We start from the raw sequence: 15,330 nt of genomic DNA, 5'->3' as shown, positions 1-15,330 counted from the left end.
GGGCTGCCGAGCATCATCGACGTTTCGTCTTGATCCCCTTCGGACGGCGTTGCTCGCCGTCGCGGCGGCCGGGCGGGGCCATGCGGCCGTGGCGAGAGCGGTTGAGCGGCTTGCCCTGTCGGCCCTCGCTGACGATTTCGAAGCGGAGCGCCCCTGCCAGCGGCGCGACCTCCACCAGCTTGACCTCGACCGTGTCGCCGAGCTGGAAGGTTTCGCCGGTGCGGTTGCCGACGAGCGCGTGGCGGGCCTCGTCGTAGGCGTAGAAGTCGGCGCCGAGCGTGGAGGCCGGAACGAAGCCGTCCGCACCGGTGTCGGCCAGCTTGACGAACAGCCCGGCCTTGGTGACGCCACCGATGCGCGCCCGGAACACCGCGCCGATCCGGTCCGACAGCCACTCCGCGATCAGCCGGTCGATGGTCTCCCGCTCGGCCTGCATGGCCCGGCGCTCGGCGCCGGAGATGTCGGCGGCGATCCGCTCCAGCCGGTCCTCGATGCCGTTCGGCAGACCGTCGTCGCCGAGCTTCAGCGCGCCGACCAGGGCGCGGTGGACGATCAGGTCGGCGTAGCGCCGGATCGGCGAGGTGAAGTGGGCGTAGCGCCTGAGGTTGAGGCCGAAATGCCCGATGTTGAAGGGCGAGTACTCCGCCTGGCTCTGCGAGCGCAGCACCACCTCGTTGACGAGGTGGGCGTTGGGCGCGTCCTCCACCCGGGCAAGGATCCGGTTGAACACCTCCGGCGTCAGGTTGCCCTGCTTGGCGATCTTGAGGTCCAGCGAGGCCAGGAATTCGCGCAGCGCCTCCAGCTTGGACATCGAGGGCTGGTCGTGGATCCGGTAGACGAGCGGCGACCGCTTGGCTTCCAGCGTTTCCGCGGCGGCCACGTTGGCCTGGATCATGAACTCCTCGATCAGCTTGTGCGCCTCCAGCCGCTCTGGCACCACGACCCGGTCGACCGTGCCGTCGGGCTTCAGGACGATCTTGCGCTCGGGCAGGTCGAGTTCCAGCGGCTCGCGGGCGTTGCGGCCCTTCAGGAGCACCTGGTAGCCGGCGAACAGCGGCTTCAGGATGCTGTCGAGGATCGGTCGCGTCTTGTCGTCGGGACGGCCGTCCACCGCGGCCTGCGCCTGCTGGTAGGACAGCTTGGCGACCGAGCGCATCATGATGCGGTGGAAGGTGTGGCGCCTCTTGTGGCCGTGCGCGTCGAACACCATCCGCACCGCCAGGGCGGGCCGGTCGACGGCCTCCTTGAGCGAGCAGAGGTCGTTGGAGATCCGCTCCGGCAGCATCGGGATGACGCGGTCCGGGAAGTAGACCGAGTTGCCGCGCTTCAGCGCCTCCTTGTCGAGCGCCGAGCCCGGCCGGATGTAGTGCGCCACGTCGGCGATCGCCACGGTGGCGATCACGCCGCCCGGGTTGGCGGGGTCCTCGTCGGGCACCGCGTGGACGGCGTCGTCGTGGTCCTTGGCGTCGGGCGGATCGATGGTGACGAGCGGCAGGTCGCGCCAGTCCTCGCGCTTGCCGTCCATCCTGACCGGCTCGGCGGCTTCCGCCTCCGCGATCACCGCCTCGGGGAAGATGTAGGGGATCTCGTTGGCGTGGATGGCGATCATGGAGACCGCCTTCTCCGACTTCAGGCTGCCGATCCGCTCGCGCACCTTGGCCTGCGGCAGGCCGTAGCGTCCGCTGCGGTGGACGTCGAGGGCGACGAGGTCGCCGTCCTCCGCCCCGCCGGTGTGGGCGGCGTCGACGACGAACTCCTGCAGCTGCTTCTTGGAGATCGGCACGATCCGCCCGCCGCCGCCGGCTGTGGCGCGGAACACGCCCATGATGCCCGACGGCTTGCGCTCCAGGAGCTTGATCGGCCGGACGGCGGCCCGCGCCACCGCCTCGTAGCCGTGCGGCAGGTCGGTGACGCGGCCGAGCAGCCGGTCGCCGATGCCCGGCTGGACGTCGCCTTCGCCGCGGCGGCCACGCTTGGCGATGACGAGCAGCCGCGGCGGGCTGCCACGCTCCTCGTCCCAGGTGACCGGCTCGGCGAAGAAGTCGCCCTCCGCATCGCGCGAGACGACTTCGCAGACGAGCACCGGCGGCAGCGCGCCCGGCTCCGACAGGCGTTTCGCCCGACGCTCGATCAGCCCTTCCTGCTCGAGTTCCCGCAACAGCGCCTTCAGCATCACCCGATGCTCACCCTTCACGTCGAAAGCGCGGGCGATGTCGCGTTTCGTGGCGCGTGCGGGATGCTCCGTGATGTAGCGAAGGACGGCTTCACGGGTCGGAAAGGGCAGGGCGTCGGTTTCGGGGCGCAGTTTGCGGGCCAATGCAATCCATCCGTCGGCACAATCGGTGGCCGCGACCTTATCCGGTTCCAGCGCGGGAGTCGCTTCCGCGAAGCGCAGTCCCGGGGGAATTGTTCCGTGCACTGACCATCAGCCGCTCCGGTTGGCGGGGCGCCATTCCAAGTCGTCGCCGACCGTCAGGGGTGGAACTCCCGTCCCCTGCGGGGCGTCGTCCCAGATGTTGTTGCGGCCGGCGAGTTTTGCGCCGTAGAGGGCGGCGTCGGCCGCTCGGTAGAGATCATCCAACGACTGACCCGGGCGTCGATGGGAGATTCCCCCGGAGATCGTGATGCGAACCGGCCTGGATCCGGCGTGGAACGTGAGCTTCGCCACCGTTTCTCGCGTCGCATCGAGGATGTCGTGCATATGCTCGCTGGAGATCGCGTCGCCCACGATGGCGAATTCGTCGCCGCCCATTCTGTAGACGGTTCCCGATCCCTCCATCGCAAACGACAGGAGATGGGAGACTTCGACGAGGATTTCGTCGCCGGTGGCATGGCCGAAGTCGTCGTTGATCCGCTTGAACCGGTCGACATCCACCAAGGCCAGGACCAGGTCATCGGTACCGACCTCCGTCATGCGGTCAGAGTAGGCCCTGCGGTTGGGGAGTTGCGTCAACGGGTCCGTGATGCTGGTCCAGGTCAACTGCTGATTGGCATCCAACAGCTTCATCCAGGCTTTGCAACTCTGGAGATTAACCGGTAGCGCAACCAGGATCGTCAAACCTATACCGATCACGCTGAAGACGAGCGGCGAGGGTTCGACGACCGCGAAGATCGCGGTGAGAATGCCTCCTACCAAAGTTGCCTCGATGAGGACGAAGAGCACGACGGCCCTGCGCACTTCTCCGGACCGATTCGTCGGCAACTTCAGCCGGTCGGCGAATCTCAACGGCAACGGCTTCATCGGCAGCCACTCTCTGGAACTGCCAAAATGTCCTACATCGGTGTGAAGAATACGGAAACGCGACACTGCTTTGGCCCAGACCCGCGGCCGTCCGTGTCTGCCGCAGGCGCACCGGCCCGAACCGCCCAGCTACAGCGCGATTCAGGCGCCTTCCTTCTTCTTCGAGGTCGTTGTTTTCGTGGTTTTCTTCTTGGACTTTGAGGCGCCCGGTGCGGAAGCGGCGGCGGCGGACTTCGATGCGGCTCCGCGACCCTTCGTCGGTGCCTTGCCGCTCTTTTCCGTGATCAGTGCGATCGCCTGCTCGACGGTGACGGCCTGCGGGTCCGATCCCTTCGGCAAGGTGGCGTAGACCTTGCCCCAGGCGACGTAGGGCCCGTAGCGGCCGTCGCGCACGGTGATCTCGCCGCCACCCTCCGGATGCTCCCCGAGGCTCTTCAGGGCCGCCGGCGTGGCTCTGGCCCGGGCGCCCTTGTCCTTCTTCTCCGCAAGCACGGCAACGGCGCGGTTGAGACCGACCGAGAACACCTCCTCGACGGAATCGAGGTTGGCGTAGACGCCGTCGTGCGAGACGTAGGGGCCGTAGCGGCCGATGTTGGACTCGATCGGCTTGCCGGTTTCCGGATGCACGCCGACGGCGCGCGGCAGCTCCAGGAGCCGCAGCGCCTTCTCCAGGTCCATCGCTTCGGCGGACCAGCCTTTCGGCAGCGACGCGCGCTTGGGCTTATCGCCTTCGCCGAGCTGGACGTAGGGCCCGAACCGTCCGACCCGCAGGGTGACCTCCAGGCCACTCTTCGGATCGGTGCCGAGCAGCTTCACGCCGTCCCCGCCGAGGCCTTCGGCCGCCTGCTCCTCGCCGTTGCCGTTGCCGAGCTGGCGGGTGTAGCGGCATTCCGGATAGTTGGAGCAGCCGATGAAGGCGCCGAACTTGCCGAGCTTCAGCGAAAGCCGGCCGGTGCCGCAGGTCGGGCAGGTGCGCGGATCCGCCCCGTCCGCCCGCTCCGGGAAGACATGGGTGGCCAACTCCTCGTTGAGCGCGTCCAGCACCTCGGACACGCGCAGGTCCTTCACCTCGGCCACATGCGCCGAGAAGCTCTTCCAGAAACGCCTGAGCACCTCGCGCCAGTCCGCTTCGCCGGCCGAGACCTTGTCGAGCTCCTCCTCCAGGCTGGCGGTGAAGTCGTACTCGACCCAGCGCTCGAAGAAGCTCTCCAGGAAAGCGGTGACGAGCCGGCCCTTGTCGGACGGGACCAGCCGCTTCTTGTCGACGTTCACGTATTCGCGGTCGCGCAGGGTGGCGAGCGTGGCGGCATAGGTGGACGGACGCCCGATGCCGAGCTCCTCCATCTTCTTCACCAGCGTCGCTTCCGTGTAGCGCGGCGGCGGCTCGGTGAAGTGCTGCGTCGAGGTGATCGCCGGATGGCCGGGCTTGTCGACCCGCTTCAAGGGATCGCCGCTCGCCATCCGCGGCAGGCGGCCGCCCTCCTCGTCGTCCTCGTCGTCCTTGGATTCGGTGTAGAGGGTGAGGAAGCCGTCGAACTTCAGCACCTGGCCGGTGGCCCGCAGACCCGCCGAGCGGCTCTCGAAGGCCGCCGCGATGTCGACCGTGGTGCGCTCGAAGTCGGCGCTCTCCATCTGGCTCGCCACCGTGCGCTTCCAGATCAGGTCGTAGAGCCGGGCCTGCTCGTCGTCGAGGAAGCGCGACACCGCCTTCGGCAGCCGCGACAGATCGGTCGGGCGGATAGCCTCGTGGGCCTCCTGGGCGTTCTTCGCCTTGGTGGAGTAGAGGCGCGGTGACTTCGGCAGGTAGCGGTCGCCGTATTCCTTGGCGATGACCGCGCGGGTGGCGGTGATCGCCTCCGGTGCGATCTGCACGCCGTCGGTGCGCATGTAGGTGATCAGACCGACGGTCTCCCCGCCGACATCGACGCCCTCGTAGAGCCGCTGGGCGACCTGCATGGTTCGCTGCGCGGAAAAGCCGAGCTTGCGCGAGGCCTCCATCTGCAGCGTGGAGGTGGTGAACGGCGGATAGGGATTGCGCTTCTGCGGCCGCGATTCAACGGACGAGACGGAATAGGTCGCCTTTTCCATGAAGGTGCGGATGGCCGTGGCGCTCGCCTCGTCCTTGACGTCGAGACGGCCGGTCTTCTTGCCATCCCACTCCGACAGCCGCGCCTCGAACTCTTCGTTGGCTGGCGTCGCCAGCCGGGCGATCAGCGTCCAGTATTCCTGCGGCTTGAAGATCTCGATCTCGTTCTCGCGGTCGCAGACCAGCCGCAGCGCCACCGACTGGACACGGCCGGCCGAGCGGGCGCCCGGCAGCTTGCGCCAGAGCACCGGCGACAGCGTGAAGCCCACGAGATAGTCGAGCGCGCGGCGAGCCAGGTAGGCCGACACGAGCGGCTCGTCGATGTCGCGCGGCTTGGCCATCGCCTCCAGCACCGCCTGCTTGGTGATGGCATTGAACACCACCCGCTGCACCGGCTTGCCCTTCAGCACGCGCTTGGCGTTGAGCACTTCCAGCACATGCCAGGAGATGGCCTCGCCCTCGCGATCCGGGTCGGTTGCCAGGATCAGGCGATCGGCGGTCTTCACTGCAGCGGCAATATCGTTCAGGCGCTTGGCGGACTTGGAGTCCACCTCCCAGAGCATCTTGAAGTCGGCTTCCGGGTCGACGGAGCCGTCCTTGGCGGGGAGGTCGCGCACGTGGCCGTAGGACGCCAGGACCGTGTAGTCGCCACCGAGGTATTTGTTGATGGTCTTCGCCTTGGCAGGCGATTCCACGATCACGACATTCATCGGGTCTGGTCACTCGTTCGGAAAAGGCGGATCGGCCGCAAGCGCAGGAGAGCAGACGAAGGCCTCTTCGTCGGCGTCCAACCCCCTATGGAGAGATCGGGGCCGCGGGTCAAGTCATGCCCGTCTTTTGGCCACTCGCGACCGAGGTACACTAAAAAGATGTAACAATGCCCGTTGACACCTATAGCGACATAAATCAACCTGAAGTTTAGGCAGAGCAGTGGAGCTATCCTCAAAGTTCAATTATTGCTGGTGAAGCTGCCAACGAATGGGGACGGGGCGACCGATGGGCGGGGAAAAGGTGCCTGTGACCGACGCGCAACGTGAGCGCCTGGAGTACATCGAGAGGATGTGCCAGGAGCTGGCGCGCATGGCCGAAGTCGGCGGCCACAAGTTGCTCAGCTACCTCCTGGAGATGGCGCGGGAGGAAGCGGAGAACGCTCGAACCTCCGCAAGCGTGGGCATCCAACCGTCGGCCATCGGCATGCGCGCGCCCCGCCAGAGGAACTGACGGCCGCTCAGCTGATCAACGAAATGAGCTGGCCGCCATGCCGCTCGATCCGTCCTTCAAGCTCCAGGTCGAGCACGACGGCTGCAACCACCCGGGCCTGCAGTCCGGTGTGGAGCACGATGTCGTCGATCGCCGTGGGGACCGGGCCGAGCGCGGCAAGCACCGTGCGGACTGCACCCGCGTCGACCATCTGCGGTGGTCGATCATCATGGGTCGGATCGTTGGCCTCGGTTTTGGGAAACGGCAGCGTCCGGATCAGCGGATCGAGCACCTCGACCACGTCGTCGGCGTGGCGCACCAGCGTCGCGCCGCGCCGGATCAGGTCGTTCGTCCCGTCGGCCCGGGCGTCGAGCGGCGAGCCCGGCACGGCGAACACTTCGCGGTTCTGCTCCAGGGCGAAGCGCGCCGTATGCAACGTGCCGGACCGGGAGGCGGCCTCGACCACCACGACGCCGAGCGCGAGGCCGGAGACGAGCCGGTTCCGGCGCGGAAAGTCCTGCGCCCGCGGGATCCAGCCGAACGGCATCTCCGTGAGCACGGCGCCGCCCCCGCCGGAGATCGCGGCGCTGAGCGGGCCGTGCTCCTCCGGATAGACGTGGTCGATGCCGCCCGCGATAACGGCGACGGTGCCGCTGGCGAGCGATGCCCGATGGGCTGCGGCGTCGATGCCGCGCGCAAGTCCCGACACCACCACGTAGCCCTGTTCGCCAAGCCCCCGCGCGATCCGCTCTGCGATCTTGGAGCCGGCGATCGACGCGTTGCGCGATCCCACGATCGCCACCATAGGCCGCGTGAGGATGTCGAGGTTGCCGCGCACGGTGACGAGGGGCGGCGCTGCGGCGATCTCCCTCAGCCGGGGCGGGTAGGCGGGCTCGCCGAGCGCGACCAGCGTCGCGCCGGCGCGCTCCGTCAGGGCGAGTTCGGCCTCGGCTTCCTCAACGGTCGGAATGCGGGGCGGGCGTGCGCCGCCCCGCCGGGCGAACTGGGGCAGGGCCTCCAGCGCGTCGGCCGCCGATCCGTAGTGGTTGACCATCGCCCGGAAGGTGGCCGGCCCGACATTTTCCGCACGGATCAGGCGCAGCCAGGATATCTTCTGGTCCATCGACAACCGCACTCCGCCGGATGCCGATGGTCCGTTCATGTCTTCTTGCCGATCTTGCTCTCGGTGCCGGAAAGGAGCTTGCGGATGTTGCCGTGGTGCTTGGCCCAGACCAGCGCCGAGAGGATGAGGAAGAGCACCCCAAGGTCCGGCCGGCCGAACAGCCAGAGCGCCGGCGGCATCACCGCCGTGGCGGTGAGAGCGGCGAGCGAGGAGTAGCGGAACACGAAGGCCATGCCGATCCAGACCGCTGCGAACACCAGCACGCCGAGCGGGTAGAGCCCGAGCAGGATGCCGATGTAGGTGGCGACGCCCTTGCCGCCCTTGAAGCCCAGCCAGACCGGGAAGAGATGGCCGAGGAAGGCGCCGAGACCGGCGGCGACGGCATAGTCGGGGCCGATGAGGGCGCCCGCCAGAAGCACCGCCGCGGTGCCCTTCAGCGCATCGCCGAGCAGCGTCGCGGCGGCGAGCCCCTTGCGACCGGTGCGCAGCACGTTGGTCGCGCCGATGTTGCCGGAACCGATCGACCGGACGTCGCCGAGCCCGGCCCAGCGCGTAAGGATCAGGCCGAACGGGATCGACCCCAGGAGGTAGCCCAGGGTGACGGCGGCGATGAGCGGGAGCCACTGGGACAAGGCGGCGTGATCCGTTCCAAGTTCAGCCCGATGACGCAAAACGTAGCAGCATGGCGTTGCCGCGTCATCTGAGCGGGATTGCATCCATCGTCATGACCCCACGTACACCGTGCGTCCGCCGACCAGCGTGCGCCGCACCCGGCCGCTGAACCGCGCCCCCTCATAGGGCGTGTTCTTGGAGCGGGAAACGACGTCGGCTTCGCTGAGCACCCAGGGCTCCTCGGGGTCGAACACCACGATGTCGGCCGGCGCGCCCGGCGAAAGCGTTCCGGCGTCGAGCCCGACGAGGCGGGCCGGGCGGGTGGCCGTGGCCTCGAAGAGCCGCAGCAGCGGGAGGTCGCCGGCGTGCACCAGCCTGAGCCCGGCGGAAAGCAGCGTCTCCACCGCGATCGCGCCGTCGGCGGCTTCCGCGAAGGGCTGGCGCTTGGTCTCCACGTCCTGCGGATCGTGGTTGGAGACGATCACGTCGATCGCGCCGTCGGCGAGCGCCTTGACGAGGGCGAGCCGGTCGTCCTCCCGGCGCAGCGGCGGCGACATCTTGAAGAAGGTGCGGTAGGCGCCGACGTCGATCTCGTTGAGCGTGAGGTGGGTGATCGGCACGGCAGAGGTCGCCTGGATGCCCTGGTCCTTGGCCCACGCCATCAGGCTCGCCGCTTCCGCCGTGGACACCGCCGAGGCGTGGTAGCGCCCGCCGGCCAGCCGGGCGAGCCGGAGATCGCGCGCGAGCATCACGCTCTCCGCTTCGGCCGGGATGCCGGTGAGGCCGAGCCGGACGGAGGTGTCGCCCTCGTTCATCACGCCGCTGCCGGCAAGGTCCGGATCGAGCGGCAGGTGGCAGACGAGGCCGTCGAAGTCGCGCGCATAGGTGAGCGCCCGGCGCAGCACCATGGCGTTGGTGACCACCGAGCGGCCGGAGGTGAAGCCGATCGCGCCGGCTTCCTTGAGGAGGCCGAACTCGGTCATCTCCGCGCCGGCCTGGCCCTTGGTGAGCGCTGCCATCGGGTGCACGCGCACCACGGCCGTATCGCGGGCGCGGCGGAGCACGTAGTCGACCAGCGCCGGCTCGTCGATCAGCGGGTTGGTGTCCGGCATGGTGACGATGGTCGTCACACCGCCCGAAGCGGCGGCCCGGCTCGCCGACGCGAAGGTCTCGCGGTGATCGTAGCCGGGTTCGCCGACGAAGACGCGCATGTCGACGAGCCCGGGCGCGACGACGAGGCCGCTGCAGTCGATCACCTCGGCGCCGTCCGGACGTCCCTGGTTGAGCGCCTCCGGACCCGCCGCGCGGATCACCCCGCCGGTGACGATCACCGCGCCGAGCGCGTCGAGACCGCGCGAGGGATCCACCACGCGGGCGCGGTCGAGGACGAGCGGGCGCTCGTCGGCGGTGCGTCGCGTGGGGTTCATGGCGCGGACTCCACGGCCGATGCGTTGCGGTTGCCGGTGACGGCCTCCAGGACCGCTATGCGCACCGCAACGCCCATCTCCACCTGCTCGCGGATCAGGCTCTGCGGACCATCCGCGACCGCCGGGTCGATCTCCACGCCGCGGTTCATCGGGCCGGGATGCATCACCAGCGCGTCGGGCCGGGCGTAGGCGAGCTTCTCCGCGTCGAGTCCGTAGTAGCGGAAGTACTCCCTTACGGACGGTACCAGCGACCCGTTCATCCGCTCGCGCTGCAGGCGCAGCATCATGACGATGTCGGCGTCCTTCAGGCCGTCCTTCATGGAGGTGGTGACCTCCAGGCCCATGTCGCGGAACGCCTGCGGGATCAGCGTCGTCGGCCCGACCAACCGCACCCGGGCGTCGAGCGCCGTCAACAGCAGGATGTTGGACCGCGCCACGCGGCTGTGCAGGATGTCACCGCAGATGGCGACCGTCAGCCGCTCGATCCGCCCCTTGTGCCGGCGGATGGTGAGCGCGTCGAGCAGCGCCTGCGTCGGGTGCTCGTGCGCCCCGTCGCCGGCGTTGATCACCGAGCAATCGACCTTCTGCGCCAGCAGCGCGACGGCGCCGGAGGCGTGGTGGCGCACCACGATCACGTCCGGGTTCATCGCGTTGAGCGTGACGGCGGTGTCGATCAGCGTCTCGCCCTTCTTCACCGAGGACGAGGCGACGGACATGTTCATGACGTCGGCGCCGAGCCGCTTGCCGGCGAGCTCGAAGGACGACTGCGTCCGCGTCGAGGCCTCGAAGAAGAGGTTGATCTGCGTGCGGCCGCGAAGGCCGTCGCGCTTCTTGTTGGCCTGCCGGCTGACCGCGACGTTGGCCTCGGCGCGGTCGAGCAGATCGACGATTTCCGGCTTGGAAAGCCCCTCGATCCCGAGCAGGTGCGGGCGGCGGAAGCCGTAGGGGTTGACGGTGGTGGTCATGAGCCCCGCTGATACGGCGGAAAGCCCGGCGGGACAAGGGCGCGCGGGGGCCGTTCCCCCGGATTTTCGCTCCGCCGGGCCCGCCGCTCCGGTCAGGGTTGTGCGCCCCCGGCCCCTGTGGCACATGGATCGCCCGGGCCCGCAGGCCTGCCCCCAGACCAGGATCGAGCGCCCATGGCCCTGACCAGCATGACCGGGTTCGCCCGGCGCGACGGCTCCGCCGAAGGCCATCGCTTCGCCTGGGAGATCCGCTCCGTCAACGGCCGCGGCCTCGACCTGCGCTTCCGCGTGCCGCCCGGCTTCGACGCCGTGGAGATGAAGGCGCGGGCCCGCGCCGGCGAGCGACTCGGTCGCGGCTCGGTGACCGCCAACCTGACCCTATCGCGCGAGACCGCCGAGCAGGGTTTCCACGTCAACCACCAGCTTCTCGACCTCCTGGTGGAGACCGCCCGCCGCTACGCCGAAACGCCGGGCCTGCAGCCTGCCTCGATCGACGGGCTGCTCGCCGTCAAGGGTGTCGTCGAAGCGGTCGATGCCGTCGCCGACGAGACGCGACAGAAGGCGCTGGAGACGGCGCTCGCCAAGGCCTTCGATGCCGTGCTGGAGGACTTCGTCGCCGCCCGCAGGGCCGAGGGCGCCGCGCTGTCCCGCATCCTCGCCGCCCAGGTCGACGAGATTGAGCGGCTGGTCGACGCCGCGGAGGCACTGCCGGCCCGCACGCCCGAAGCGATCCGCGCCCGCCTCGAGGAGCAGTTGGCGCTGTTGCTCGTCCGCGAGGACCTCGACGTCGTCCGGCTGCACCAGGAAGCGGCGCTGATCGCCACCAAGGCCGACGTCAAGGAGGAGCTCGACCGCCTGAAGGCGCACATCGCCCAGGCGCGCGAGCTGATGGCGACGGAGGTTGCGGTCGGCCGACGGCTGGATTTTCTTGCCCAGGAATTTAACCGGGAATCCAACACTCTCTGCTCAAAGTCGAACGACACGGAGCTGACCCGGATCGGCCTGTCGCTGAAAGCGGTGGTCGATCAGTTCAAGGAGCAGGTCCAGAATGTCGAGTGAGCCCAGGAGGTCGATCCTGCCATGAGCGCTTCCGAAGGGTCCATCAACCGGGTGACGATGGCGCGGCGTGGCGTCATGCTCGTCATCTCGTCGCCCTCCGGCGCCGGCAAGGGCACGCTCTCGCGCCTGCTGCTCGACACCGACCGCGACATCACCATGTCCGTCTCGGTGACCACCCGCGACCGCCGCACCAGCGAGGTCGACGGCGTCCACTACCATTTCATCGACAAGACGCGCTTCCACGGCATGCGCGAGGCCGGCGAACTGCTGGAATGGGCGGAGGTGCACGGCAACCTCTACGCCACGCCCCGCCCCCCGGTGGAGCGGGCGCTCGCCGGCGGCCGCGACGTGCTGTTCGACATCGACTGGCAGGGCGCCGCCCAGTTGCGCGACAAGATGCCCGAGGACGTGGTTTCCATCTTCATCCTCCCGCCGACCATGGCCGAGTTGAAGGCGCGGCTGATGCGGCGCGCCGAGGACGCGCCCGAGGTGATCGAGAAACGGCTGAAGAACGCCCGCACCGAGATCCTGCAGTGGCCGAACTTCGACTACATCGTCGTCAACGACGACCTGCAGGGCGCCTTCGCCGACCTCCAGGCGATCCTGCGTGCCGAGCGCAAGAAGCGCGAGCGCATCGCTGCCGGCGTCGACACCTTCGTCACCCGCCTCCTGGACTAGTCTGGCTTTGAAAACGGCCGAGCTCAGGCCTAGGATGGCTCCACCTTGGTGGGGAGCTCGAGATGCCGTTGGCTTGCAAACCCGTTTCGTGGCTGGTCGCCGCTTCCGTGGCGCTGGCCTCGGTGCCGCTCGGCGCCGTTCCGGCGGTCGCCGAGACCCGTGAAGTCAGCTGCGCCTCGCGCGACAGCCGGTACAACACCTGCTACGTGCCGGGTATCCGCAGCGTCGAACTGATCCGCCAGGTCAGCGATGCGCCGTGCCGCTATCGCGTCTCCTGGGGTGTGACCGACGATCGGATCTGGGTCGACAGGGGCTGCCGCGGCGTGTTCGCCGTCGAGATCGGCGGCTACCGGCCGCCACGCCCCGACCCGGAGTACGGCTTCCGCCCGCCCTATCCGGACGAGGACTATCGCCCGCAGTATCCCGACGAGGAGTACCGCCCGCCGTATCCGGACGAGGAGTACCGGCCGGGCTCCGAATTCTCAGGCGACGACACCCTCGGCCTGCTGGCGCTGCTGGCCATCGTGGGCGCTGCCGCGGCGCTGATCGACAAGAACGACCGCGTGCCCGGAGACCGACCCTCGGTCGACGCCGCCAAGCTCTGCAAGGCCTACGCGGCCTACGACATGAAGCAGCGCGGCGCGACCCGGATCCGCAGCAACACGGTAGTCGACGTCGACCGGATCGACCGGCGCAGCTACCGCGTCAGTGGCGAGATCGTCGCCCGGTTCCGGCCCGGCGATCGGCGCGTCCGCTACACCTGCCGCACCAGCGGCGATCAGGTCACCCGTTTCGGCACCAACTGATACCGACCTCACAAAGTCCTGACCCCTCTGCGTTTGCCAGGTTCGCCGATCCGGGCAGGAGCTGTTCGCAGCTCGACCGTCCGGTCGAGCAAGAACAGCGACAAACCCGGGCGGATGAACCTGACAAACCCTTCGGGCTCCCCGATTTTGGCCGACTGCGGCGTCGCGCTCGGGGCATGGACCGACACCGATCGGAGAAGGTCGGTTCTGCTCGATGGAGCTTTGGCCGCGCCGCGGCGTCACTGACCCCGCAGCGCGTCCAGGGCGTTGGCAAGCCGGACGAACCCCGCGACGGGAACGGTTTCGGCGCGGACCGTGGGATCGAGGTCGGCGGCTGCGCAGAGCGCCGCCGGATCAAAGCCGAGCGGCTTCAGGCTCTGCCGGAGCATCTTGCGCCGCTGTCCGAAGGCGGCAGCCGTAACCGCTTCCAGTGTGGCGAGGCGGCAGGGCAGGGGCTCTTGCCGCGGCTCGAAGTGCACCACGGTGGACGTGACCTTCGGCGGCGGTACGAAGGCCTTCGGCGAGATGTCGAACATCTGCGTCGCCCGGCAGCGCCAACCGACCAGCACGCCGAGCCGGCCATAGGCGTCGTCTTCTTCGGTCGCGGTGATCCGGTCGGCGACTTCCTTCTGGAACATCAAGGACATCGACGACCAGCGCGGGGGCCACGTGGCAGGGGAAAGCCAGCCGATCAGCAGCGGCGTGGCAATGTTGTAGGGCAGGTTGGCGACGATCCGCAGCGGCTGCTCGCCGAGCGCGGCGGTGTCGATGGCGAGCGCGTCCCCCTCGATCACCTCGAGCCGTCCGGGATAGTGCGCCTGGATTTCCGCCAGCGCGGCGATCGCGCGGCGGTCGCGTTCCACGGCGATCACCTTCGCGGCGCCGTTGGCCAGCAGCGCCCGCGTCAACCCGCCCGGTCCCGGCCCGATTTCGACGACGGTGTGCCCCTCCAGCGAACCGGCCGACCGTGCGATCCGCGAGGTGAGGTTGAGGTCGAGGAGGAAGTTCTGGCCGAGGCTCTTCAGCGCGGAAAGGCCATGCCGCTCGATGACGTCCCGAAGGGGCGGCAGGCCGTCGATCTGGTTCATCGGCGATCCGCGCGGACCATCCGGTCGGCGAGAAGGATGGCCGCAACCATGCTGTCGGCGACGGCGATGCCCTTGCCGGCGATGTCGACGGCGGTGCCGTGGTCCGGCGAGGTGCGCACGAACGGCAGGCCGAGCGTGACGTTGACGGTCTCGTCGAAGGCGATCGTCTTCACCGGGATCAGGGCCTGGTCGTGATACATGGCGAGCACGACGTCGTAGCCGGCGCGCGCCCGGGCGTGGAACAGCGTGTCCGCCGGATGCGGCCCGGTGACGGCGATCCCCTCGGCCCGGAGCGCCTCGATGGCCGGGCCGATCACCTCGATCTCCTCCCGGCCCATCGTGCCATCCTCGCCGGCGTGCGGATTGAGGCCGGCGACCGCGATCCGCGGGTTCTGGAGCCCGAAGCGCCGGACGAGATCGGCCGCCACCACGCGACCGACCGCGATGATCCGCTCGGCGGTCAGCAGTCTCGGCACGGCGGCGAGCGGCACGTGGACAGTTACGGGGACGGTGGAAAGGTCCGGACCGGCAAGCATCATCACCGGCTCGACGGCGAGACCCGGGAAACGGTCCGCAGCGAGTGCGCCGAGGAACTCGGTGTGACCGGGATAGGCGAAGCCGGCTGAATAGAGCGTGGCCTTCTGGATCGGCGCGGTGATCATGCCGCTCGCCTGGCCGAGCGCGACATGGTGGACGGCCGTCTCGATGGCCTCCACCACGGCCTCGGCGTCCAGCCCGTCCGGTTGGCCCGGACGGTCGGAGACCCGGCGGTTGATCGCCACCACCGGCAGCGCCTCGCCGAAGCACGCCGCGGCGTCCTCGGGCTCCACCGTCTTCACGGGAACGCCGATCCGCGCCCGAGCGAGGCGGGAGAACACGAACTCCGGATCGGCAAGGAGGTAGAACGGCGGAAGCTGCGCGTCGTGCCGACGCTCGAACGCGCGACCGACCACCTCGACGCCGATGCCGGCCGGTTCGCCCATCGTGATGACAAGCGGGCGGGGCGGGTTTTGGGGCGGCCCCCGGGCCGAGTGCCGCGGGGGGA

Annotated in this window: 13 protein-coding genes; 4 read left to right on the top strand and 9 right to left on the bottom strand. The window is 68.9% G+C overall.

Features of this window, described 5'->3' with window-relative positions; all coding sequences use genetic code 11:
* Positions 1-13: 13 nt before the first annotated feature.
* The 3 genes from rnr to topA form a co-directional block, all read right to left on the bottom strand.
* Positions 14-2,317, bottom strand: coding sequence for a ribonuclease R (gene rnr, locus HZ321_RS08210; protein ID WP_244635738.1), 2,304 nt, complete (start codon positions 2,315-2,317; stop codon positions 14-16).
* A 108-nt stretch (positions 2,318-2,425) separates the two neighbouring features.
* Positions 2,426-3,241 (bottom strand): GGDEF domain-containing protein, encoded by an 816-nt coding sequence (locus tag HZ321_RS08205; protein WP_181701810.1) that lies wholly within the window; start codon positions 3,239-3,241, stop codon positions 2,426-2,428.
* A gap of 141 nt (positions 3,242-3,382) precedes the next feature.
* A complete protein-coding gene (gene topA / locus HZ321_RS08200) occupies positions 3,383-6,037 on the bottom strand; it encodes a type I DNA topoisomerase (RefSeq protein ID WP_181701809.1) in 2,655 nt (884 codons plus the stop codon).
* Between the two features lie 307 nt (positions 6,038-6,344).
* Here topA and HZ321_RS08195 point away from each other — a divergent pair, with 307 nt between their 5' ends.
* A complete protein-coding gene (locus HZ321_RS08195; protein WP_181701808.1) occupies positions 6,345-6,548 on the top strand; it encodes a hypothetical protein in 204 nt (67 codons plus the stop codon).
* Positions 6,549-6,555: 7 nt separating this feature from the next.
* Here the strand turns inward: HZ321_RS08195 and dprA are convergent, their stop codons facing one another.
* The 4 genes from dprA to HZ321_RS08175 form a co-directional block, all read right to left on the bottom strand.
* Entirely contained in the window at positions 6,556-7,650 is a 1,095-nt protein-coding gene (dprA, locus tag HZ321_RS08190; RefSeq protein ID WP_244635736.1) for a DNA-processing protein DprA, read from the bottom strand.
* A gap of 35 nt (positions 7,651-7,685) precedes the next feature.
* The gene (gene plsY / locus HZ321_RS08185; RefSeq protein ID WP_244635734.1) at positions 7,686-8,282 is read right to left on the bottom strand and encodes a glycerol-3-phosphate 1-O-acyltransferase PlsY; all 597 of its coding nucleotides are present in this window, start codon (positions 8,280-8,282) and stop codon (positions 7,686-7,688) included.
* A 90-nt stretch (positions 8,283-8,372) separates the two neighbouring features.
* Positions 8,373-9,689: a dihydroorotase gene (locus HZ321_RS08180; protein WP_181701805.1), complete on the bottom strand. Its 1,317-nt coding sequence runs from the start codon at positions 9,687-9,689 to the stop codon at positions 8,373-8,375.
* Entirely contained in the window at positions 9,686-10,654 is a 969-nt protein-coding gene (locus tag HZ321_RS08175) for an aspartate carbamoyltransferase catalytic subunit (protein ID WP_181701804.1), read from the bottom strand. The genes HZ321_RS08180 and HZ321_RS08175 overlap by 4 nt, the downstream gene beginning before the upstream one ends.
* Before the next feature lie 174 nt (positions 10,655-10,828).
* Here HZ321_RS08175 and HZ321_RS08170 point away from each other — a divergent pair, with 174 nt between their 5' ends.
* The 3 genes from HZ321_RS08170 to HZ321_RS08160 all read left to right on the top strand — a co-directional run bounded on the left by HZ321_RS08170 (position 10,829) and on the right by HZ321_RS08160 (position 13,197).
* Positions 10,829-11,713 carry a YicC/YloC family endoribonuclease gene (locus tag HZ321_RS08170; protein WP_181701803.1) on the top strand — a complete coding sequence of 295 codons (885 nt, stop codon included), beginning with the start codon at positions 10,829-10,831 and terminating at the stop codon, positions 11,711-11,713.
* 21 nt (positions 11,714-11,734) lie between these two features.
* Positions 11,735-12,391, top strand: a complete 657-nt coding sequence (gene gmk, locus HZ321_RS08165; protein WP_181701802.1) for a guanylate kinase — start codon at positions 11,735-11,737, stop codon at positions 12,389-12,391.
* A 62-nt stretch (positions 12,392-12,453) separates the two neighbouring features.
* The gene (locus tag HZ321_RS08160; protein WP_181701801.1) at positions 12,454-13,197 is read left to right on the top strand and encodes a DUF3011 domain-containing protein; all 744 of its coding nucleotides are present in this window, start codon (positions 12,454-12,456) and stop codon (positions 13,195-13,197) included.
* 239 nt (positions 13,198-13,436) lie between these two features.
* Here the strand turns inward: HZ321_RS08160 and rsmA are convergent, their stop codons facing one another.
* Both rsmA and pdxA read right to left on the bottom strand, forming a co-directional pair.
* Positions 13,437-14,285, bottom strand: coding sequence for a 16S rRNA (adenine(1518)-N(6)/adenine(1519)-N(6))-dimethyltransferase RsmA (gene rsmA / locus HZ321_RS08155; protein WP_181701800.1), 849 nt, complete (start codon positions 14,283-14,285; stop codon positions 13,437-13,439).
* A complete protein-coding gene (pdxA, locus tag HZ321_RS08150) occupies positions 14,282-15,268 on the bottom strand; it encodes a 4-hydroxythreonine-4-phosphate dehydrogenase PdxA (RefSeq protein ID WP_181701799.1) in 987 nt (328 codons plus the stop codon). Before pdxA ends, rsmA begins: the two co-directional genes overlap by 4 nt.
* Between the last annotated feature and the right edge of the window lie 62 nt (positions 15,269-15,330).

The sequence above is a fragment of the Chthonobacter albigriseus genome, assembly GCF_013839445.1.
Lineage (GTDB): Bacteria > Pseudomonadota > Alphaproteobacteria > Rhizobiales > Pleomorphomonadaceae > Chthonobacter > Chthonobacter albigriseus.
This window is presented reverse-complemented; position numbering and strand designations above follow the sequence as displayed.

Bases quoted from the DNA above. Each gene is read 5' to 3' on its own strand.
- rsmA (WP_181701800.1), bottom strand. From the start codon at position 14,285: ATGAACCAGATCGACGGCCTGCCGCCCCTTCGGGACGTCATCGAGCGG.
- topA (WP_181701809.1), bottom strand. From the start codon at position 6,037: ATGAATGTCGTGATCGTGGAATCGCCTGCCAAGGCGAAGACCATCAAC.
- HZ321_RS08170 (WP_181701803.1), top strand. From the start codon at position 10,829: ATGGCCCTGACCAGCATGACCGGGTTCGCCCGGCGCGACGGCTCCGCC.
- gmk (WP_181701802.1), top strand. From the start codon at position 11,735: ATGAGCGCTTCCGAAGGGTCCATCAACCGGGTGACGATGGCGCGGCGT.
- HZ321_RS08175 (WP_181701804.1), bottom strand. From the start codon at position 10,654: ATGACCACCACCGTCAACCCCTACGGCTTCCGCCGCCCGCACCTGCTC.
- dprA (WP_244635736.1), bottom strand. From the start codon at position 7,650: ATGGACCAGAAGATATCCTGGCTGCGCCTGATCCGTGCGGAAAATGTC.
- pdxA (WP_181701799.1), bottom strand. From the start codon at position 15,268: ATGGGCGAACCGGCCGGCATCGGCGTCGAGGTGGTCGGTCGCGCGTTC.
- HZ321_RS08180 (WP_181701805.1), bottom strand. From the start codon at position 9,689: ATGAACCCCACGCGACGCACCGCCGACGAGCGCCCGCTCGTCCTCGAC.
- HZ321_RS08205 (WP_181701810.1), bottom strand. From the start codon at position 3,241: ATGAAGCCGTTGCCGTTGAGATTCGCCGACCGGCTGAAGTTGCCGACG.
- HZ321_RS08160 (WP_181701801.1), top strand. From the start codon at position 12,454: ATGCCGTTGGCTTGCAAACCCGTTTCGTGGCTGGTCGCCGCTTCCGTG.